This is a genomic window from Pseudomonas sp. PvP100 (assembly GCF_017833055.1).
Taxonomy (GTDB): Bacteria; Pseudomonadota; Gammaproteobacteria; order Pseudomonadales; family Pseudomonadaceae; genus Aquipseudomonas; species Aquipseudomonas syringae.
The window spans coordinates 4,343,709-4,361,884 of sequence record NZ_JAFIBO010000001.1 but is presented as its reverse complement, the minus strand read 5'-3'; the positions used below and the strand labels follow the sequence as shown (position 1 = coordinate 4,361,884).

The 18,176-nt window shown below is 59.2% G+C and carries 13 protein-coding genes; 2 read left to right on the top strand and 11 right to left on the bottom strand.

The genetic code is table 11. From position 1 onward, the window contains the following. Positions 1-8: 8 nt before the first annotated feature. The 10 genes from icmH to JOE39_RS18690 all read right to left on the bottom strand — a co-directional run bounded on the left by icmH (position 9) and on the right by JOE39_RS18690 (position 11,683). The gene (icmH, locus tag JOE39_RS18735; protein WP_003318805.1) at positions 9-722 is read right to left on the bottom strand and encodes a type IVB secretion system protein IcmH/DotU; all 714 of its coding nucleotides are present in this window, start codon (positions 720-722) and stop codon (positions 9-11) included. Next, complete coding sequence (gene tssK / locus JOE39_RS18730) at positions 719-2,062, bottom strand: type VI secretion system baseplate subunit TssK (RefSeq protein WP_003343637.1); 1,344 nt, start codon at positions 2,060-2,062, stop codon at positions 719-721. The genes icmH and tssK overlap by 4 nt, the downstream gene beginning before the upstream one ends. After that, on the bottom strand, positions 2,059-2,814 hold the full coding sequence (gene tssJ, locus JOE39_RS18725; protein ID WP_004415260.1) for a type VI secretion system lipoprotein TssJ: 756 nt from the start codon (positions 2,812-2,814) through the stop codon (positions 2,059-2,061). The genes tssK and tssJ overlap by 4 nt, the downstream gene beginning before the upstream one ends. Positions 2,815-2,839: 25 nt before the next feature. After that, complete coding sequence (tssH, locus tag JOE39_RS18720) at positions 2,840-5,443, bottom strand: type VI secretion system ATPase TssH (RefSeq protein WP_210078478.1); 2,604 nt, start codon at positions 5,441-5,443, stop codon at positions 2,840-2,842. After that, positions 5,440-6,510, bottom strand: a complete 1,071-nt coding sequence (tssG, locus tag JOE39_RS18715; RefSeq protein WP_003318236.1) for a type VI secretion system baseplate subunit TssG — start codon at positions 6,508-6,510, stop codon at positions 5,440-5,442. Before tssG ends, tssH begins: the two co-directional genes overlap by 4 nt. Beyond that, complete coding sequence (gene tssF / locus JOE39_RS18710) at positions 6,474-8,306, bottom strand: type VI secretion system baseplate subunit TssF (RefSeq protein WP_074908688.1); 1,833 nt, start codon at positions 8,304-8,306, stop codon at positions 6,474-6,476. The genes tssG and tssF overlap by 37 nt, the downstream gene beginning before the upstream one ends. Continuing rightward, complete coding sequence (gene tssE, locus JOE39_RS18705; RefSeq protein WP_003318239.1) at positions 8,306-8,788, bottom strand: type VI secretion system baseplate subunit TssE; 483 nt, start codon at positions 8,786-8,788, stop codon at positions 8,306-8,308. Before tssE ends, tssF begins: the two co-directional genes overlap by 1 nt. A 25-nt stretch (positions 8,789-8,813) precedes the next feature. Further along, positions 8,814-10,316, bottom strand: a complete 1,503-nt coding sequence (gene tssC, locus JOE39_RS18700) for a type VI secretion system contractile sheath large subunit (RefSeq protein ID WP_003343625.1) — start codon at positions 10,314-10,316, stop codon at positions 8,814-8,816. Positions 10,317-10,330: 14 nt separating this feature from the next. Further along, on the bottom strand, positions 10,331-10,864 hold the full coding sequence (gene tssB, locus JOE39_RS18695) for a type VI secretion system contractile sheath small subunit (RefSeq protein WP_003394251.1): 534 nt from the start codon (positions 10,862-10,864) through the stop codon (positions 10,331-10,333). Positions 10,865-10,933: 69 nt separating this feature from the next. After that, the gene (locus JOE39_RS18690; protein WP_002551426.1) at positions 10,934-11,683 is read right to left on the bottom strand and encodes a hypothetical protein; all 750 of its coding nucleotides are present in this window, start codon (positions 11,681-11,683) and stop codon (positions 10,934-10,936) included. 698 nt (positions 11,684-12,381) lie between these two features. On the opposite strand from JOE39_RS18690, the gene JOE39_RS18685 reads away from it, so the two are divergent. Then, entirely contained in the window at positions 12,382-14,553 is a 2,172-nt protein-coding gene (locus JOE39_RS18685) for a M48 family metallopeptidase (protein ID WP_003394254.1), read from the top strand. A gap of 629 nt (positions 14,554-15,182) precedes the next feature. On the opposite strand, the gene JOE39_RS18680 is transcribed toward JOE39_RS18685, so the two are convergent. Further along, positions 15,183-16,004: a hypothetical protein gene (locus tag JOE39_RS18680; protein WP_024664478.1), complete on the bottom strand. Its 822-nt coding sequence runs from the start codon at positions 16,002-16,004 to the stop codon at positions 15,183-15,185. A 146-nt stretch (positions 16,005-16,150) separates the two neighbouring features. On the opposite strand from JOE39_RS18680, the gene JOE39_RS18675 reads away from it, so the two are divergent. Next, positions 16,151-18,085 carry a RecQ family ATP-dependent DNA helicase gene (locus JOE39_RS18675; RefSeq protein WP_210078480.1) on the top strand — a complete coding sequence of 645 codons (1,935 nt, stop codon included), beginning with the start codon at positions 16,151-16,153 and terminating at the stop codon, positions 18,083-18,085. Positions 18,086-18,176 lie beyond the last annotated feature (91 nt).

Here is an 18,176-nt window from a genome sequence, read left to right as displayed (position 1 = left end):
ATCGGGACTCAAGCATTGAACAGTTGGCTGATTTGTTCGGCCAACGCGGCCACGTCTTTGCCCAGCAACCAGTCAAGCGTCAGATAGACACCCAGGCATACGAGGGCGATGAGCACCAGGTAAAGCCATACCGGAACTTCATGGCGCAGCATTTGCGACACCTGGTCAGGCAATGCCCAGTCAGGCGACAGCGCCTTTGGCGTCTTGCGGTAGCGTGCGATGTCCTGGCCCAGCGTGTTGGCCAGGTAGCGCAACTGGTCCTTCTGACCCAGCCCGAATTTGCCTTCGAAACCCAGTGCCAGGCACAGGTGATACACCTCAAGCACATCCAGATTCTTTTTCACGTCGGCGCGCAGCAGTTCGATTTTCTCGAAGAAGCCTTCGCCGGCCAGGTGAACCCCGAAATAACGGAACTGCAACGGCTCCATTTCGAAGTGGCGACGCATGTCGTTGTCGCCCGAACGCAGCACGCTTTCATCAAGAAATGCGCACAGTGCGTACTGGGCGTCCTTGACCTGTTCGACGCTGTAGTTGGCGCTGCGCGCCTGACGCTCCAGGTTGGCGAAAAAGGTATCGACGCTGGATTCGAAGGCAGTGACCGAGATCGCCTGGCGGCCGCGACGGACAATCAGCGCCATGGTGATGAAGTCACGTACCAGGTCTTTGAGCGTAGGTTTTTCGGTTGCGGCCGTAGCGGCACCTTGCATCACGGCTTCAGTCATTTAAGCACCGCCAACAGTTCGAGCTTGAGATTGGTAAACGCGCTGGGCGCGTAGAAGGAAATGGCCTGGGCTTCCATCATGCGTTCGTACACCCGGCCATGCGGCTCGATGGAGAAGTAGTGGTTGTCCAGACGCACCGGAATGGCGTTTGGCAGGCGCGTCGAGTGGTTCAGCGTGACGCCCGGCATGGCGCTGTTGACGACCACTTCGATGTCTTCCGGTGACCCGACCTTGAACGCACGCGGTACCAGTTCCAGCAGGCTGGAGCCGGGCATGTCGGCATGCACCGAGATGTAAAAATCGGCTTCGGTAAGACGCGGGTCCAGCAACTGGCCCTGCCAGTACGAAGGCCGTACCTGACTCAGGTTGATGACGATGCACTGGTTCGGAATCACGTTTTCAAGCAGCAGACGAACCAGTTCGTCGAGCTTGACCAACGAGGCGGCCGGGTCCTGATGATCGTAATCGGGAATGTCGGTGAGCTGAGTGTCCAGCGAGAAGGTCAGCAAACCACCCGCCAGCTCCGCCAGAAACAGATACAGGCGCTCTGGGTGCAGGCGTGGGTGCGCCAGCAGGTGAGCCAGTTGCGGGTAGGCGCGGTTGACCGTATTCAGCAGCCAGAACAAGGTGACGTCGCTGGAGCCAAACTCGGCGATCTGGTCAGCACGCTCGCGGCGGCGGCCTGAAAGCGCCTTGCTCTTGGCTTGCAGCACGCTGATCAAACGCCTGCCGAGGCCGACCAGCGTCTCGTGGGTGCCCACGTGCAGCGTCGGGTGCACAAAATGCGCATCCAGGTTGAAGCCGCCGATGCTGTTGCGTGCCAGTCGGGCAATCGGGCAGTAGCTGTAGCCATCCAGACTGTCGCCATCGACCAGCATCACCACGTTCAGGCGCAGGCTGGTGATTTCGTTTTCCAGATCGCCTTCGTTGAGGTCCGGCAGGGTGTCGAACTGTTTGCGAAAGCGTCGCGCGCTCTTCTGTTCCTGGCCGTCTTCAACGTAATTCAGGCCAAAGGGCTCAGGCAGTTTGAGCGCCGCGTAGACCTTGATTTCTCCGCCTTTGAGCAGGTTTTTCAGGTCACGGGCGGCAGGCAGCGGGTCGTGCTGCGGCGCGTCGTAAAGGCTGCCGTCCGGGAACACCAGCTTCAGACGCTTCAGTTGCAGGGAGCCGGTCGCCAGCGCTTCGACGTCGACTTCCAGCGTTTGCACGCCCCAGTGAAAGGGCGTGGAGCGCAGCGTCGACTCAGCAAGCTGATGTTGATGAAACTCATCCTGATATTGGAAATGTTGCGGCAAAAGGAACATGCCTTCCGACCACATCACGCGGCTTTGTTTACTCATTTGGCGCCTTCCAACAGAGAATTGAATTGTGAGTCAGCCGCCTTTTTGGCAGCACTGCCGGCCGAGTCCTGAACCTGCTGGACAGCTGCGTCCTGCGCGCGCTCGGTCATACTTTTACTGGCGGGTTGTTCGGGAATCGAATTGGATTTGTTGAACTGCTCTTCAGTCTTGAGTTTGTTCAGCACGTCCACACCACGCACCGCGAGGATGTAGTTGTTATCCACCAGCACACGCACGCCGTCGGACGAGAACCAGATACCGTCCTTGCGCAGCGTGTTGGCGTCGAACGCGACCTTCCAGCGGCTGTCGACGTCGGTGCGGAAGAACGCCGCGATGCCCACATACGAGGCATTCGGGTTCAGCGGCCATTGATCGGTCTGGCCCATGCCAGGCAACAGAATCAGCTCTCGGCTTTCGACCAGCGTGTTGCCCAGAGCCTTTTGCGGATCATCCCAGAGGGTGTCGGCGTTGATCGACTCGAAGCGCTCCAGAGAGGACAGCTGATAAACGCGCACCACCACCGATAGCGGTTTGCCGTACTCATCAGGGTTGAGCTGGTTGCCGCCGTCAGTCGTCAGGATGACCTTTTCGTTGTCACCAAACATCATGTCGCCAGCCCAGGTGTCATCCATGCGCTTGGCGACACGGTCTGTCACGCCGCAGGCGGACAGAGCCATCATCATTGCCAGAACAGCCAGGCACCTTGCCAAGGCTGGCTTCGAGGAACAATTGCCTTGAAGTCTTTTATTCATTACGTCTTACCTATGGGGTGATCGATCAGGTCAGGGTGTAAGCGAAGTCGCCATCGCTGCCCAGGTCGATGGTCAGGCTCTGAATCGGCTTGTCCTGCGCCATCCGCTCCAGCACCCGCTGAGCGAGCTCCGGCATGAGGGTCTTGGACAGAATGTTGTCGATATTGCGTGCGCCGCTGTCGACTTCCGTGCAGCGCGACGCGATAGCCTTGATCAGCGCCTCGTCGTAACGCAGCACCGCCTGATGATTGCGCTCGAAACGCTTGCGAATGCGCTCCAGCTTCAGGCCGACGATGCGTTCCAGAATCGCGTCCTGCACCGGGTAATACGGCACGATGGTCAGGCGCCCCAGGAAGGCCGGTTTGAACACCTGATTCAGCTCGTCGCGCAGGCCTTCCACGATGTCATCGGGGGTCGGCTTCTGCTCGGTGTTCAGGCACCACTGCATGATGCGATCAGTACCGGTGTTGGAGGTGAGGATGATCACGGTATTGCGGAAGTTGATCTCGCGACCTTCGCCATCGTCCAGCACGCCTTTGTCGAAGACCTGGAAAAACAGCTCGAGCACATCCGGGTGGGCTTTCTCCACCTCGTCGAGCAGCACCACGCTGTAAGGCTTGCGGCGTACGGCTTCGGTGAGCACGCCACCTTCGCCGTAACCGACGTAGCCAGGCGGTGAGCCTTTCAGGCTGGAGACGGTGTGGGCTTCCTGGTATTCGGACATGTTGATGGTGATGACGTTGCGTTCGCCGCCATACAGCGTGTCAGCCAGGGCCAGTGCCGTTTCGGTCTTGCCGACACCGCTCGGGCCCAGCAGCAGGAACACACCGATCGGCTTGTTCGGGTCTTCCATGCGGGCACGGGAAATCTTGATGCGCTTGCCGATCTCTTCGAGCGCGTGGTCCTGCCCCAGCACGCGTTCGCCCAGCAGCGCAGGCAGGCTTTGCACGGTGTCGATTTCGTCGCGCAGCATCTTGCCCAGCGGGATGCCGGTCCAGCCGGAAATCACTTCGCCAATCGTGCCGCCATCGACCAGTGCGTGGACCAGCGGTTGCTCGCCCTGCACGCTGGCCAGTTCGGCGCGTACAGCGGCAATCTGCCCGGCATCAGGCTCGCCGCTTTGCGGAACGCTGAGTGCGCCAAGCTTTTCGACTAGCTCCAGCTCGCGCTTCCACTGTTGCTCCAGCGACTCGCGGGTCTCCTGTTCGGCTTTCAGCTCTTCATGCAGCGCTGTCAGACGGCGAGCGTGGTCGCTGCCCTTGGCGGTTTCCTGCTCCAGTACGGCGATTTCTGCGTTCAGGTTGTCGATGTGACGCTTGCAGTCCTCCAGCGCTCCCGGCTGTGCCGATTGGCCCAAGGCAACACGTGCGCAAGCGGTGTCGAGCACGCTGACCGCCTTGTCCGGCAGCTGGCGGCCAGTGATATAGCGGTTAGACAGGCGCACGGCCTGTACCAGCGCTTCGTCCATCACGGTGACCTTGTGGTGTTCCTGCATCTTTGCCAGCAACCCGCGAAGCATGTGGATGGCCTTGTCTTCGTCAGGCTCTTCGACTTTCACGACCTGGAAGCGTCGAGCCAGTGCGGCATCCTTCTCGAAATACTTTTTGTACTCGGCCCAGGTGGTGGCGGCGATGGTGCGCAGCTCACCGCGTGCCAAGGCAGGCTTGAGCAGGTTGGCGGCATCGTTCTGCCCGGCTTGCCCGCCCGAACCGATCAGCGTGTGGGCTTCATCGATAAACAGAATGATCGGGTGCAGGCTGCGTTTGGTTTCTTCGATGACCGACTTGAGGCGGTTTTCGAACTCGCCCTTGACCCCGGCACCGGCCTGCAACAGGCCCAGATCCAGCGTGTGAATGGCGACGCCCTTGAGCACCGACGGCACGTCGCCCTGCACGATGCGCAGCGCCAGGCCCTCCACCACGGCTGTTTTACCGACGCCAGCTTCACCGGTCAGGATCGGGTTGTTCTGGCGGCGGCGGGTCAGGATGTCGACCATCTGCCGCACTTCGAATTCGCGTCCCAGCACCGGGTCAATGCGACCATCGCGAGCGCTCTGGGTCAGGTTGACGGTGTACTGGTCCAGGGCTGGCGTCTTGCCGTTGCCTTTGGTGGTGGCGCCCGTGCTGGCGTCCGCGTTCGCCAGTGGCTTGCTCAGCTTGGTCTCGGGGCTGCCCTCGACCAGCGCGCTCATGTTAAGGCGCAGGTCGTCAGCGTTGATCTTTTCCAGCTCCGGCGCCGAGCCGATGACCACGCGACGCAGTGCATCGTCATCCAGCAAGGCCTGCACAAGATGGCCGGTACGGATCTGCGACTGACCGAATTCGATCGATGCCAGCACCCAGGCCTGCTCGATCATGCGCGTGATGTGCGGCGAGAGCGCAGGTGTCCGCGTGTTGCCTTTCTTGAACGTCCCCAGCGCGGCGACCAACTGTGCCTGCAGGCGGTCAGGCACCACATCGTAGTGGCGCAGGATCACTGGCAGATCGTTGTCGTTGTTATCGAGCAATTGCAGCAGCAAGTGCTCGACTTCAACGTCGTAATGGTTCTCCGACAGGCACAGCGCAGCAGCGCTTTCAGTGGCAGTGCGGCTCGTTTCGTTCAGCTTGGCGAACAGGGACTTCAGGTTCACAGGGAGACCCCATCAAAAGGAATATGGAAAACGGCGCAACGGGAAGGCTCCACGTCGACACCGGGGCGTTTGAGCCAGCCAAGCCAGCCCAGCGATACATTGCCTTGGCGACCCAGGCGGGCCACGGGTACAGCTTCGCGCTTGAGCTTCGGCGCAATCTGGAAGTCCAGTTCGGCACCGATGTAAAAACGCACCAGTTCAACAAGCTTCTGGTAATCCTCGGTGCCCGGCTGAAAGCGCTGGTATTCAGCCAGTTCCAGAGGGCCCATTTCGATACGTACACACGACTGATAATCCCAGACGCGATTGCCGGCCACGGCGCTTTGCCCCAGCACGGCATTCTTGCGGCCCAACTGCGTGCACTGGCTGCTGTCGAGCTTCAGCCAGCGTCCGGCGAACTGCTGGATCTTGAACGGCAGCGAGAAGTAAAAACTCAGCATGACCTCAAGGTTCAGGGCGTTGCGCGGCTTCTGCGCGAACATGCCCGAGAAGTAGCTGAACAGTTCGCGGCGCAGTGGGGACTCGCCCTTGTCGAATTTCTGCTTCAGGCCTTCGGGACCGAACCCCACCAGGTTGAGCAGATAACGGTCGAAGTTCGAGGTGCCGTTGCGCTCGTACTCGATGTAAAACTTGTACTTCTGCCACGCCTCGTAAAACAGCGTGGTCATGCGATGCGAAAAAATATCCAGAAACGCATGTGCTGCGTCGTCTCGATACTGAATATGTCGGTCGATCAATAGCTCGGTGTACGGGCGCGGCAGCACGCCCGAAGGACCGACCAGGCCCATGAACGTGACCTGTACTTCGGACAGCGGCAAACCTGCCGCCGAGAGCTTGCCTTCGCGTTCGAACTGCAGGTCGCTGACTTCACTGGCCGGGAAGTTCAGCGACAGCTGCGAACGAAAGCGCAGAGGGTCTTCGTGCGGCCTGGTTTCCAGGTCCATACGCCCGTTCCTGCTGTAGTGCAGGCGAAGCAAACGCACCAACTGGAAAAATTCGAATCGGTGCGGCTCAGCCCTTGCCTGGTCGATCAGACCAGGGGTTGATCGCCTGTTCGCGGGGGCCATTGGACCACTCTCTTTTCGCGCTGCAAGGTGCGAAGGGTTAATTGGGTAAAGCTGTTCATCGAGCAGTACTGACCAAAGAAGTGATCAAGCACCATGCCGAACAGGAACACGCCGCTGCCGGTGTACTGGCTTTCATCGAACTTCAGCGTGATGCCGACGCCGCGCACGAAGTTCGGCCGCGGATGGCCGATGCGTGCCACGACCGGCTCGCTGCTCACCGAAACGATCCCGTTGATCTGTTTGCGGATCGCCGACACGTTGCGGTAGTTGTAAAGCGACAGCAGTTCCAGCAGCACCTCGCGCCCCTTGGAAACCAGCGACATGTGGTTGAGTGACAGGTGCGAAATAAGCCGCCAGATCACGCCGTTGCCCAGCGGCACGCGCACCGTCGCCGTCGGCTTGCGCAGGCAGCGGATGTCCTTGATCACCGAGTTCGACGGAATATTGAAATCGCCGCGCTCGCCGCCAAAAGGCAGCATCAATGGCAGATCGCGATTGCTGCACGTCAGACGGATACTGAGCGTGTCGTTGTTGGAATCGATCAGCTCCAGATCCCGATCCACGACGCGGATGAACATGTTCGAGCCATCGCTTTGCCGGCTCTGCGTAGGGCGGCGCCGAGCGATCCAGAAACTCTGCCCCGGGCCTTGATCGCCGCGTGGTTCGAAGAACGGGTGGCAGGTGCCGACCTGATCATTGCCATTGATCTTCTTCACCCGCCGCACGCGATCGATCGAAACCACTTCGGCGGAGCTTTGCAGGCGCACATCCGGCGTGACAGCGTATTCATGCTGTACGTGGGTCAGCTTGATCGGCTCGGCCTGCTGGCGGAACAGGTTGATGATCGGCGTGCAGTTGAGCTTGAAATTGTTGCGGCTGACGTTCTGCGTCAGGCGTGCCAGACGGTCTGTCAGGTCGTAGTCGGAAAAGTAGAAATTGATCTCCACTTTGCCGATCTCTTTGCCCGCCAGAATGCGCGCAAAGCCCGACAAGTCGAAGAACATGAACTTGTCCGGGAAGGTGAAGTACTCGTGCAGCAATCGATAACCCAGAAACGAACGCTCCGAGTAATCCACCAGCCCTTCATCCAGACCGTAACCGACAGATTTCAAGGCACCGGCTGGCAGCACCACTTCGCGAGTGCGGCCTTCGTCTTCGAAGGACAGCGTGGCCTTGGCCAGGTTGTTGAACATCAGCTCATACAGTTGATGCATGAGCGTGCTTTCGCCATCGAGGAAGAAGCGCAGGCTGTCCATCTCCATCTTGCCGAACAACACGTCGGAGGTGGCCGTCAGACCAATGCGCAGACGCGCAATCAGGTCTGCGCTGTGGCCGTTGAACGCCGAGCGTTCCATTTCGATGAACGATGCGCTCTGCACAGCTATCGGCCATAACTCGACCGGGTAGCACGTCCGGAACTTGCACACGATGCCATCCACCGGATTGGCGTGCAGTTCGGTGTGTCGCGCCACACGATAGGACTCGGTGACCTTTTCCTGCTTGCCCATGTTGAACTCGACGATGGACATCGACGGGGTAGGGCGCAGGTAATGCGGGTACAGCACCTCGAGGAACGACTCGACGATTTCCGGAAACTCATCATCGAGTTTCTTGTGCACGCGCGCCGACAGGAACGAGAACGCCTCGATCAGGCGCTCGGTGTGTGGGTCCTCGCAGTTGTCGCCCTCAATCAGCAGTCGCGAAGCGATCTTCGGATATTGAGCGGCAAATTCCTGGCCCAGAAAGCGCAGGTGCGAGAGTTCCTTCTCGTAATAGGGCAGCAGATCGTCGAGCATCAGTTGAGGTTCTGCACTTTGTATTCCTGAGTGTTGACCTGCAGCACGGCGTCAAAAGAAACCTGACGCGAAATGTCCTGCAGACGCAGTACTGCGTCCACACGAAAAGTCAGCATGCGTTGGCCGGTCTGTTGTGCAAGCAACTGGACTTTCACGCTGCGAAAGCGTCGGTCGCCCACCGAGATGGCCTTTTCCAGCTGGCGCTGGATCAAAAGACGGTCTTGTGGGTCGAGCACGCTTCTACTGGTGAAGTCGGGCATACCGTAGTCGAGGATGGTGCCGCTCAGATTAGCGAAACCTTCCAGCTCGCCAGCGACCAGAGACTGGCGAGTGTTCACCAGAATCTCCAGGTCACGAACGATGCTGGCCTTGTAGTCGGCCAGCGAGCTCAATCGTTGCGATGACGATTCCACGGACTGATGCGGACGATCGTCGAGCAATCGATCCAGCAATGAAGGCAACAGCTTGTGTTGACTACTCATGTTGCCTCCCTGGCTCAGTGTTGGATCAGCCGCGAGTCGATTGCGGCAATTCGGCGACCAGACGCAGCGATGCCGTCAGTTCATCCAGTTGGTAATGCGGACGCAGGTAAGTCACGGCCTTGTAGACGCCAGGCTTGCCAGGAACTTCGAACACTTCGGCACGCGCTTCGCGCAGCGGGAACTTGGCCTTGGCTTCCTGGCTGGCGGTGTCATCCAGCAACACGTAGCTGGACAGCCACTTGTTGAGGAACAGCTCGACATCCTTACGCGATGCAAAACTGCCGATCTTGTCGCGCATGATCGCTTTCATGTAGTGAGCGATACGCGAGGTCGCGAAGATGTATTGCAGTTGCGCCGACAGACGCGCGTTGGCGTTGGCAATGTCGGTGTTGTACTGCTTCTGCTTCTGGGTCGACTGGGTGCCGAAGAACGCGGCGTAGTCGGTGCCTTTGCAGTGCACCAGCGGAATGAAGCCGAGGTCCGAGAGCTCTTTTTCGCGACGGTCGGTGATGGCGATTTCAGTCGGGCATTTGAGCGCGATTTCACCGTCATCGGTCTTGAAGGTGTGCGTCGGCAGTCCTTCGACCAGACCACCGCCTTCCACACCACGGATCGCCACGCACCAGCCGTAGCGCGAGAACGCATCGGTCACGCGGGTGCCCAGCGCGTAGGCAGCGTTCATCCACAGGTATTTGTTGTGGTCACGGCCATCGACGCTTTCGACGAAGTTGAATTCTTCGACAGGCGTGGTATCCGGGCCATACGGCAGACGACCCAGCACGTGCGGCAGAGTCAGGCCGACGTAGCGGGAGTCTTCAGAGGCGCGGAACGACTTCCACTTGGCGTATTCGACGGTGTCGAAGATCTTCGCCAGGTCGCGAGGGCCGGCCATGTCGGTGAACGAGTCCCAGCCGAACAGCTCAGCCGATGCAGCCGAAATGAACGGCGCGTGGGCGGCGGCTGCCACGTGGGAGATCTCTTCCAGCAGGTACATGTCTTCCGGGCTGCGGTTGAACTCGTAGTCACCCAGCAGCATGCCGAACGGCGCACCACCGAAGGTGCCGTACTCTTCTTCGTAGATCTTCTTGAACAGTGCGCTCTGGTCGAATTCGGACGAAGCCTTGAGGTCACGCACGAGGTCTTTTTTCGACGCGTTGAGCAGGTGAATCTTCAGCGTGGTGCTGGTCTCGGTCTGGTCAACCTGATATTTCAGGCCGCGCCAGGAGGCTTCCAGTTGCTGGAATTCACGGGCGTGCATGATTTCGTTCATTTGCTCGGAGAGCATCGAATCGATCTCGGCGATGCGCGCGTCGAGCACGGCAATCAGGTCCTTGCTCGGCGTCATCTCGCCTTCAAGTACCTGGGCCACCAGTTCGCCGATCAGATCGCGGGTACGGGTGCGCTCGGTTTCAGAGCGTGCCACGCGGCTTTCGGAAATGATGCTGTCGAGCAAGGAAGATTGCGGGGCGAAGTTTTCTACTTCAACCAGAGCGCTGTCCTGCTGAGTCACGGGTTGCTTATCGGTCATCGTCAGGCTCCTCTTTACTCTTTGCTGTCGGTGGCAGGAGCGGCGGCTTCACGGCCGAATTCCTTGCCCAGGGTTTTCAGCTTTTCAGTGTTCTGCAACACATCCATCAGCAGCTCTTCAAGCTTGTCGTTGCCACCCATCTTGTTACGCAGGTCAGCCAGCTTGTTACGCACTTCCAGCAGCTTGCGCAGCGGCTCGACCTGACGAACGACGTTCTGCGGCTCGAAGTCTTCCAGCGCATTGAAGTTCAGCTCGACACCGAGTTGGGTGCCGTCTTTTGCCAGGGTGTTGTCGACGCGATACGCCAGGCGCGGCTTGATGCCTTTCAGGACGCCATTGAAATTGTCGCGGTCGATGAAGATGAACTTGCGATCCTTGAGCTTGGGCAGCGGCTCCAGCGGGTTGCCGGAGAAATCGCCCAGAACGCCTACAACGAATGGCAGCTCTTTCTTTTCCTGAGCATCGCCGATGTCCACGTCGTAAGTGATATGGACCCGAGGCGCGCGAACGCGGTCAAGTTTGTGCTGGGTACTTTCCTTCTTCGCCATCGTCATCTCCTGTGCGAGCAACTCGCTGCAAGTCGTTTGCGTACCGGGCCTGTGGCGGGCCGGGCGCGATTAGAGTCCTTCAATCGTCAGCAGCAGACGCTGACGGATTTCATCGTTCATTTCCAGAATGTTTTCGTGTCCGACCAACTCTTCGAAACTGGTATTGCCAGCAATCTGCGTACTGTTGCGAATGACCGATTCATCCGGCAGCTCGGAGCGCACCGGTGAGCTGATCACACAGAACGGCAGGTCGCCGAAGTCTTTCAATCGCTCGAAACTGACCGGGAAGCGCAGCCCTTCGAACAGGCGGCTCATGCCCGGCGACTTGCTCAGGCAGTAGAACAGCACCAGATAATGCACTACATAACGATACAACTCGGCGCTGCTGCGATTCGGGTCTTTGATGACCTTGCGAAACTGCGCCAGATCGAACGAGTTGAAGCCCACCACCCAACGCACCGGACTGGTGATGCGAATGGTCTGCCCGCTTTGTGACAACACCATGTCGTATTCGAGCGGGAACAGCTCGGGTGTCGTGCTGATCAGGTTCAGGGGCACTTCCAGTTCATTGACCAGCTTGAACGGCTCTGCCGAAGCAATGCGGTCATAGAGCTCCTTGAGCTCTTTGAAATGGTGCTGAGTCTCGCGGCCGCTGCTGCGCTGCGCGCCCTGCAGGTATTCACCGAAGAATGTCTGCGGGCGTATCAACAGCGCGAGGGTCGACAGATAGTCGGACGCCTGCACCTTGAGCGCGTCGGAGATAGCGCGCGTCTGCTTGCGCAGCTTGATCAATGCTTCTATATCGAACGTCTGAGTCATCGGTACATCGTCCTTGAACCCTTCACGACCGTTTCCCGGATCAGACCGGGGACGGGGAAAAGTTGCGAATTTCTCGACTGCACACCTGCTCATGAAGTGGTTTTGCCATGTGTGTCACTGCGAGACACACCGCCACAATGAGGGAGGAGTTCGTGCTGGCATATAGATGTCGTCTAGCCAGCAGTGTGGTCTATGGCACTATTTTTAGTAGGAAAGTTCCTACAGACGGTAGATATTTTCTCGGTTTCGTTACAGTAAGCAATGATGCCTATGAGCCATCACCGTATTTGATTGTACCCTTAATATAGCTGTAAGTATTGATTTTAAAGGGCTTTGCGGGTGTATTTGGATCCGATAATGGGCGTAAATTAAGCTTAGAAAGATGAACTTATTTGCAGGTTTTCAGGTTTCTGAAGCGGGTAAATGTACAGACTCGCCTTATCAGGCGATTTTTCCTGGATGAGGAGTGATGGCACTGCGAGCGCTCAGGCGGACGGATTCAGGTGGGTCGACGCAGGTCAGGCGGGCAGCTTTGTTACATCAATTTGCAAATCAGGGTATAACGCCGCCAGCGCCCTCACGCTTGTACTTGAGCAACGGTAGGGCGCATGCACGCAGACGCCAGAGGCGTTTTGCCTGACGGACCTTGTGCGCGCTAAGGACAGCCGGCGGCGACGCACCTCTATGAGCCTTGCCTCATGAAAATCTACAAGCTCATTGCTGTACTCATCCTGCTCCCTTTGGGCCTGAACCTCATCGGTGCGTGGCAGTTGCAGCGCAGTGTCGAAAACACTGAGCGCCTGGTCGAGATCCAGGCCGACCTTGCGCACGCACGTCCCTATTTCGAAAGGCTCGCCAGGTCGCCCGACGCCCTCACGCGAACGATGGATATAGACGGAGAAAACATCACCCTCAAGGAGGCTCTGTCGCGTCTTCATGAGGCAGAACAGGGTCTCGACTTCGTAGTGGTGCTGGGCAGTGTCACCACATGGCTGGCACGCGCCGTCATCGCGCTGTGCCTGCTGGCGGCTCTGGTCGGCGGCGCCGGGCTGGCAGGGCTCAACTGGGCCGCCGCGCGTGCACGTCAATCCCGCGAGCGATTGCTGCACACCTTCAGCAGGGTCAGGCGGATTCTGCCCTTCGTTCTGGTGGGGCACATCGTTGCCATGGGCGCGGCGGTGTCGGCAATCCTCTGTTTCGAAGCCCTGGGCCTGTGGCATGTGGGGCGCATGTCCGCGGGCGAGCTCAAGTTGATCATCGTCGTGCTGATGCTGGTCGCTGCATGCCTGTATTCGATCTGGCGGATGGGCAAGCAGTTGGGCGTCATGCTGCACATGTTCGAGCCCACCGCGATGGAGGTTCTGGGGCAGCAGGTCACGCCTGAAGAGGCCCCGGTGCTCTGGGCCTATGTGCGCGATCTGGCCGAACGGCTCGGCGCGCTGTCGCCTGATCACATCGTGCTGGGCATGACCGAAGGCTTCTACGTCACCTCGAGCGACGTTTCCCTTCTGCCGTCCGACGCCGTGCTCAAGGGTCGAACTCTGCATGTGCCCATCCTGTACCTGGGGCTGATCGATGCGGCTGAAACCAGCGCAGTGATTGGTCATGAACTGTCGCATTTTGCCGGTGAGGACACCGAGTACAGCCTGCGCTTTCTGCCGATCTACGACGGCATCGGTCGCAGCCTTGGGGTGATCGCTGAAAACATGGTGGTCAGCGGGTGGTTGCAGCGCACCATTCTGCGTCCGGCTTTCATGCTGGGCGTGTATTTCATGGAAAGCTTCGATCAAGCGGTCAATCACTGGAGCCGCGTGCGCGAGCTGGCCGCCGACGCCGCGGGGGCGAGCCTGGCTGGCAACGCGTCGGCGGCCTCGGCGCTGGTGCGCATCTCGGCCATTGACCCGCTTTTGCAGGAGCGGATCTACACGCACATTACACGGGCCACCAACCCAAGGCGCGGGGAGGTGTTCACCAAGGATCTGCCGAACAGCGTGCTGCACGAACTGGCCGGCAAGACATTCACGCTGCCTGACGAAGAAATGGCCGTCCAGCTGCCGCACCCCTCGGATACGCACCCTTCAAACGGCGAACGTATCGCCGCGCTGCAGGTTGCTGCCGACGAGGCGATCCGCAGCGGCACCCGGCCGGTAGTGGCGGCCCAGGCCCGCGCGGCGATGGACCATTACTTCAGCAATCCCCAGGCACTGCGCATTCGTCTGACCGAGGACTTCATCAAGCATCATGTCGCAAATGATGCTGAGGTGGTGACCGAACTGCGTGCCCGCGCGAGAACGGTAAGCGGTGATGTCGTTCTGCATGAGGGCGCTCGCCTGCGGGGGCTGTTGCTAACGCTATTCCTCGCCCCTCTGCTGGGGCTGGGTATTTATCTGATAGCCGAAGCGCTGTCATTTCCCCAAGGGCTGGCCGAGAAGCGCAACTCTATGCTGATAGCGGGCGGTATCTTGACGGCGTTCATGCTGATGCTGCTGCCATTTGCGCTGCGCATGTGTCTGCGTGCTGACAAGACCGCTCTGCTTCTCACGCCCGATCACTTTGTCTTCGCAAACCTGAAGTCCCCCGTCCCGATCCAGCACATCGCTGATTTTGAGCTGAATGTAGCCTATGGCACGTTTCTGACCCTGCATCTGCAAGACGATGCGCCTTTACCCGAGCGAGTCTCACGTTCGTTCTCTGCACCGAACGCAAAAGTGTTCAGGAAAAAACGCCGGGTACTCCTGGCGCTGGCGCGGTTCAGCCGGGACGGCAAAAAGCTCAAGCCAGACGAGCTTGGTGAGTTGATTGCGGATTACGTCAACGCGGGTACTGCGCGACACTTGCTCCAAGAGCGCTTCGAGCAGGGCAAGCGTTAAGCGGATGGCTGTGAACGGGGCAGCGTAAGGCGCGCAGCTTTCCTGCAGGCAACAAAAAACCCGCTGAAGCGGGTTTTTCCAAGACCATCCCGACTTCCTGTCGGACGCCTCCGAGGCGATGGTCGATCATCCTTGATCCGGATGAACTCCTGTTCACCCCTTGATGGATCCAATACTACGGAGCGCGAGCCAGGTCGGAAATAGCCAAATTCCTCCAGCGCGTGTAAGCCTTTCGCTATACCTCGCGGGGTCAGCTTCTAACGGCCCTTTGAGGAGCGGGAAATCTGGCGTCAGGAAAAATCTTGAAGCGGTTTGCCTGCTGACGGCAAAAAACGCAGGCAATAAAAAACCCGCCGAAGCGGGTTTGTACCAAGACCATTCCAACTCCCTGTCGGCTGCCTTCCCGGCGATGGTCGATCGTCCCTGATCCTGGCGAACTCCTTGTTCGCCAGTTGTTGGATCCAATACTACGGCTCTGACGGCAGGTGCAAAATAGCCATTCGCTTCATTGCGTGTAAGCCTTTGGCTATACAGGTGTCCGTTTTTGCGGATTCTCAGGTGCACGGCCATGCATCGGGAACGTAGAAAAAACCGGTGAAACTGCTGTGCCAGAGCGCCGCAGGCTTGTTTCAAGGTGAGAAATTCGCGGTTACTTCACAATAGCGCTGCTGGGCGTTTTTACTGTCCTCGTCGCGATTTCTGGCCGCACGTTTGGTCCACTCACGGCACTCTTCTCTGAAATTGACCGCTGCCGCCTTGCGACACTCGCGCCGTTCGAATGAACGAATAGCGAAGTTTTCGCAGACGCTGTCGCCATCGATCGTGTTGCCGTAGACCCGCCACTGCGCGCGATAGCGGTTTCTGCCGTCCGCTTCGCGGATGGAGGCCGTCGCTACGCTGTAAGGCTTGGAAGAACGCGCAGAGTTGCGTGAAGCATTGGCCTTGAAATCGGCCATGTAGTCGGCAGACACCATGCCTGTTGCCGGTTCCGCCTGAGCGGGGCGATGAAGCTGGCCGAATCGACAGTTCGCCACCGCCTCATCGATGACGTTGCCGTTTTTCATGCAGTCATCCAAGGGCTGCACAGGGGCGGGCGGCGCCACAGTGGCCGCGATCGGTACAAGCTCCGCGGTTTTTCGAATGTGTGTGGGCGCAGGATCGGCGGCGGCTACGGGCTGCGCCTCGGCCTCGACTGTCCGGGTTTCAGGTATGGACTGCACAACAGGCGGTACTGCCAGTGCTTTGGGGTCTCTTGCATGTGAGGTGATCAGTCCGGCCACGCAGGCTGCAGCAATAAGGCACGCCAGCCACAGGCCATAAGGGCGTGAGCGGCGAGGCGCATCGACGCGCTTGCGGCGTGGATGCGAGCCCAGCACCACATCGACCTGACCGGGCACGAGGCGCTGAATGCGGATGATCCCGTCGTCCTCGGGTTGCTGTATGGAATCCATTCCTGCTCCTGATCAAGCAATGTTCGGTGGTGATATTACAATGATATCGGCCGGTGGGTAGAGTTTCTGCAACGCTTTGGTGCTATGTGCATCCGGCCTGGCGCGTTAAGGTTGAGGCCGTTTTTTGACTGATGGATGGACCGCGAATGCACCAGCGTCTCGAACAGGTATTCGGCTACACACAGTTCCGGCCGGGGCAGGAGGCTGCCATCAGTGCGGTACTGGCCGGACGCTCGGCTGCGGCGATCTTTCCGACTGGCTCGGGCAAGTCGCTATGTTACCAATTGCCTGCCTTGATGTTGCCGCATTTGACGCTGGTGGTGTCGCCGTTGCTGGCGCTGATTCAGGATCAGCTTGCCTTCCTGCACCGCCATGGCATTTCGGCGGCGAGCATTGATTCGGCGCAGAGCCGCGACGAGATCGCTGACGTGATGGCGCGCGCACGCTCCGGCGAGCTGAAGATTCTGATGATCTCGGTCGAGCGCCTGAAGAACGAGCGCTTCCGCAATTTCATCGCCCAGGTGCCGATTTCCTTGCTGGTGGTCGACGAAGCGCACTGCATCTCGGAGTGGGGACATAACTTCCGCCCCGACTACCTGAAATTGCCGGACTACCAGCGCGAATTCAACATTCCCCAGACATTGCTGCTGACCGCCACGGCGACTCCGCAAGTCATCATCGACATGCAGGACAAATTCGCCATCGCCCCCGAGGATGTCATCACCACCGGTTTCTACCGCGCCAACCTGCACCTGTGGGTCAAGCCGGTCAGCGGACGAGACAAACGACGCCGGCTGGTGGAGTGGCTCAATGAACGTCGCGGGCAACCGACCATCGTTTACGTGACCCTGCAAAAGACCGCCGAACATATCGCCGCGCACCTGGAACAGAATGGCCTGCCCGCCAGCGCCTACCATGCCGGGCTGCCCAACGATCAGCGCGAGTCGATCCAGAAGCAGTTCATGGGCGGCCGTCTGAACTGCATCGTGGCAACCATCGCGTTCGGGATGGGCATCGACAAAAGCGACATTCGCAACGTGGTGCATTTCGACCTGCCCAAATCCATCGAGAACTACAGCCAGGAAATCGGTCGGGCAGGGCGTGATGGTGCTGCTTCGGATTGTCTGGTGCTGGCCAACCGCGACAGCCTCAACGTGCTGGAGAACTTCGTGTACGGCGATACGCCGGAGCGCGAGGGGATTGCCCGTGTGCTGGAAGACCTGCTCGGGGCGCGTCATGACGGGCAGTGGGAGTTCCTGTTGGGGCCGCTCGCCGACCTCAGCAACATTCGTCAATTGCCGTTGAAGACCCTGCTGGTGCAACTGGAGCTGCGCGGGATCATTGCGCCGCGTTACGCGTATTTTGCCGAGTACCGCTTCAAGTTTCTGCTCCAGCCGCAAGACCTGATGGCGCGTTTCGAAGGGGAGCGACGCGAGTTCGTTCAGGCCCTGATCGACACCTCAAACCGGGCACGGACCTGGGCCACCGTCGATTTCGAGGCGATGTACCAGCAATACGGCGCCGAGCGCGAGCGGGTGGTCAAGGCGCTGGATTACTTTCAGGAAAAAGGCTGGATCGAGCTTGAAAGCAAACAGATGACCGAGGTCTACAGCCTGTTGCGCAGCGACTTTGATGCACAGGCCCTGAGCGTCGAATTGCACGATTATTTCGCTCATCACGAAGCCACTGAAGTTGCGCGCATTCACACCATGCTGGACGTGTTCGCCAGTGACCAGTGCCTGACCCATCGGCTGGCGCGGTACTTCGGTGATCACAATGCGCCTGAGCGTTGCGGGCATTGCTCGGTCTGCCTCGGCGAAGTCGCCCACTTGCCCGAACCACCCGCGCTGGAGCCCTTGGCGAATCGGGACTTTCAGCAACTGTGCAGCGAGTTTATCCACAAGCACCAGGACTACACCGGCCAGCGGCCCAGCGCCGACTGCCTGACGCGTTTTCTATGCGGTATCAGCGTGCCGCTGTTCACCAAGCTCAAAGCCCGCGCCACCACCGGGTTTGCGGTGCTGGAGGACTATCCGTACGCACAGGTCAGGACGTGGGTGCAGGCCATGGCTGGTAACTGACTACGCGCACAAAGTGATCTGACCAGGGTGGCGACGCTCTGCATCCAGTCCAGAGCCTGCGTTGCGACAGACAAAATGAAAACCGGCCGCT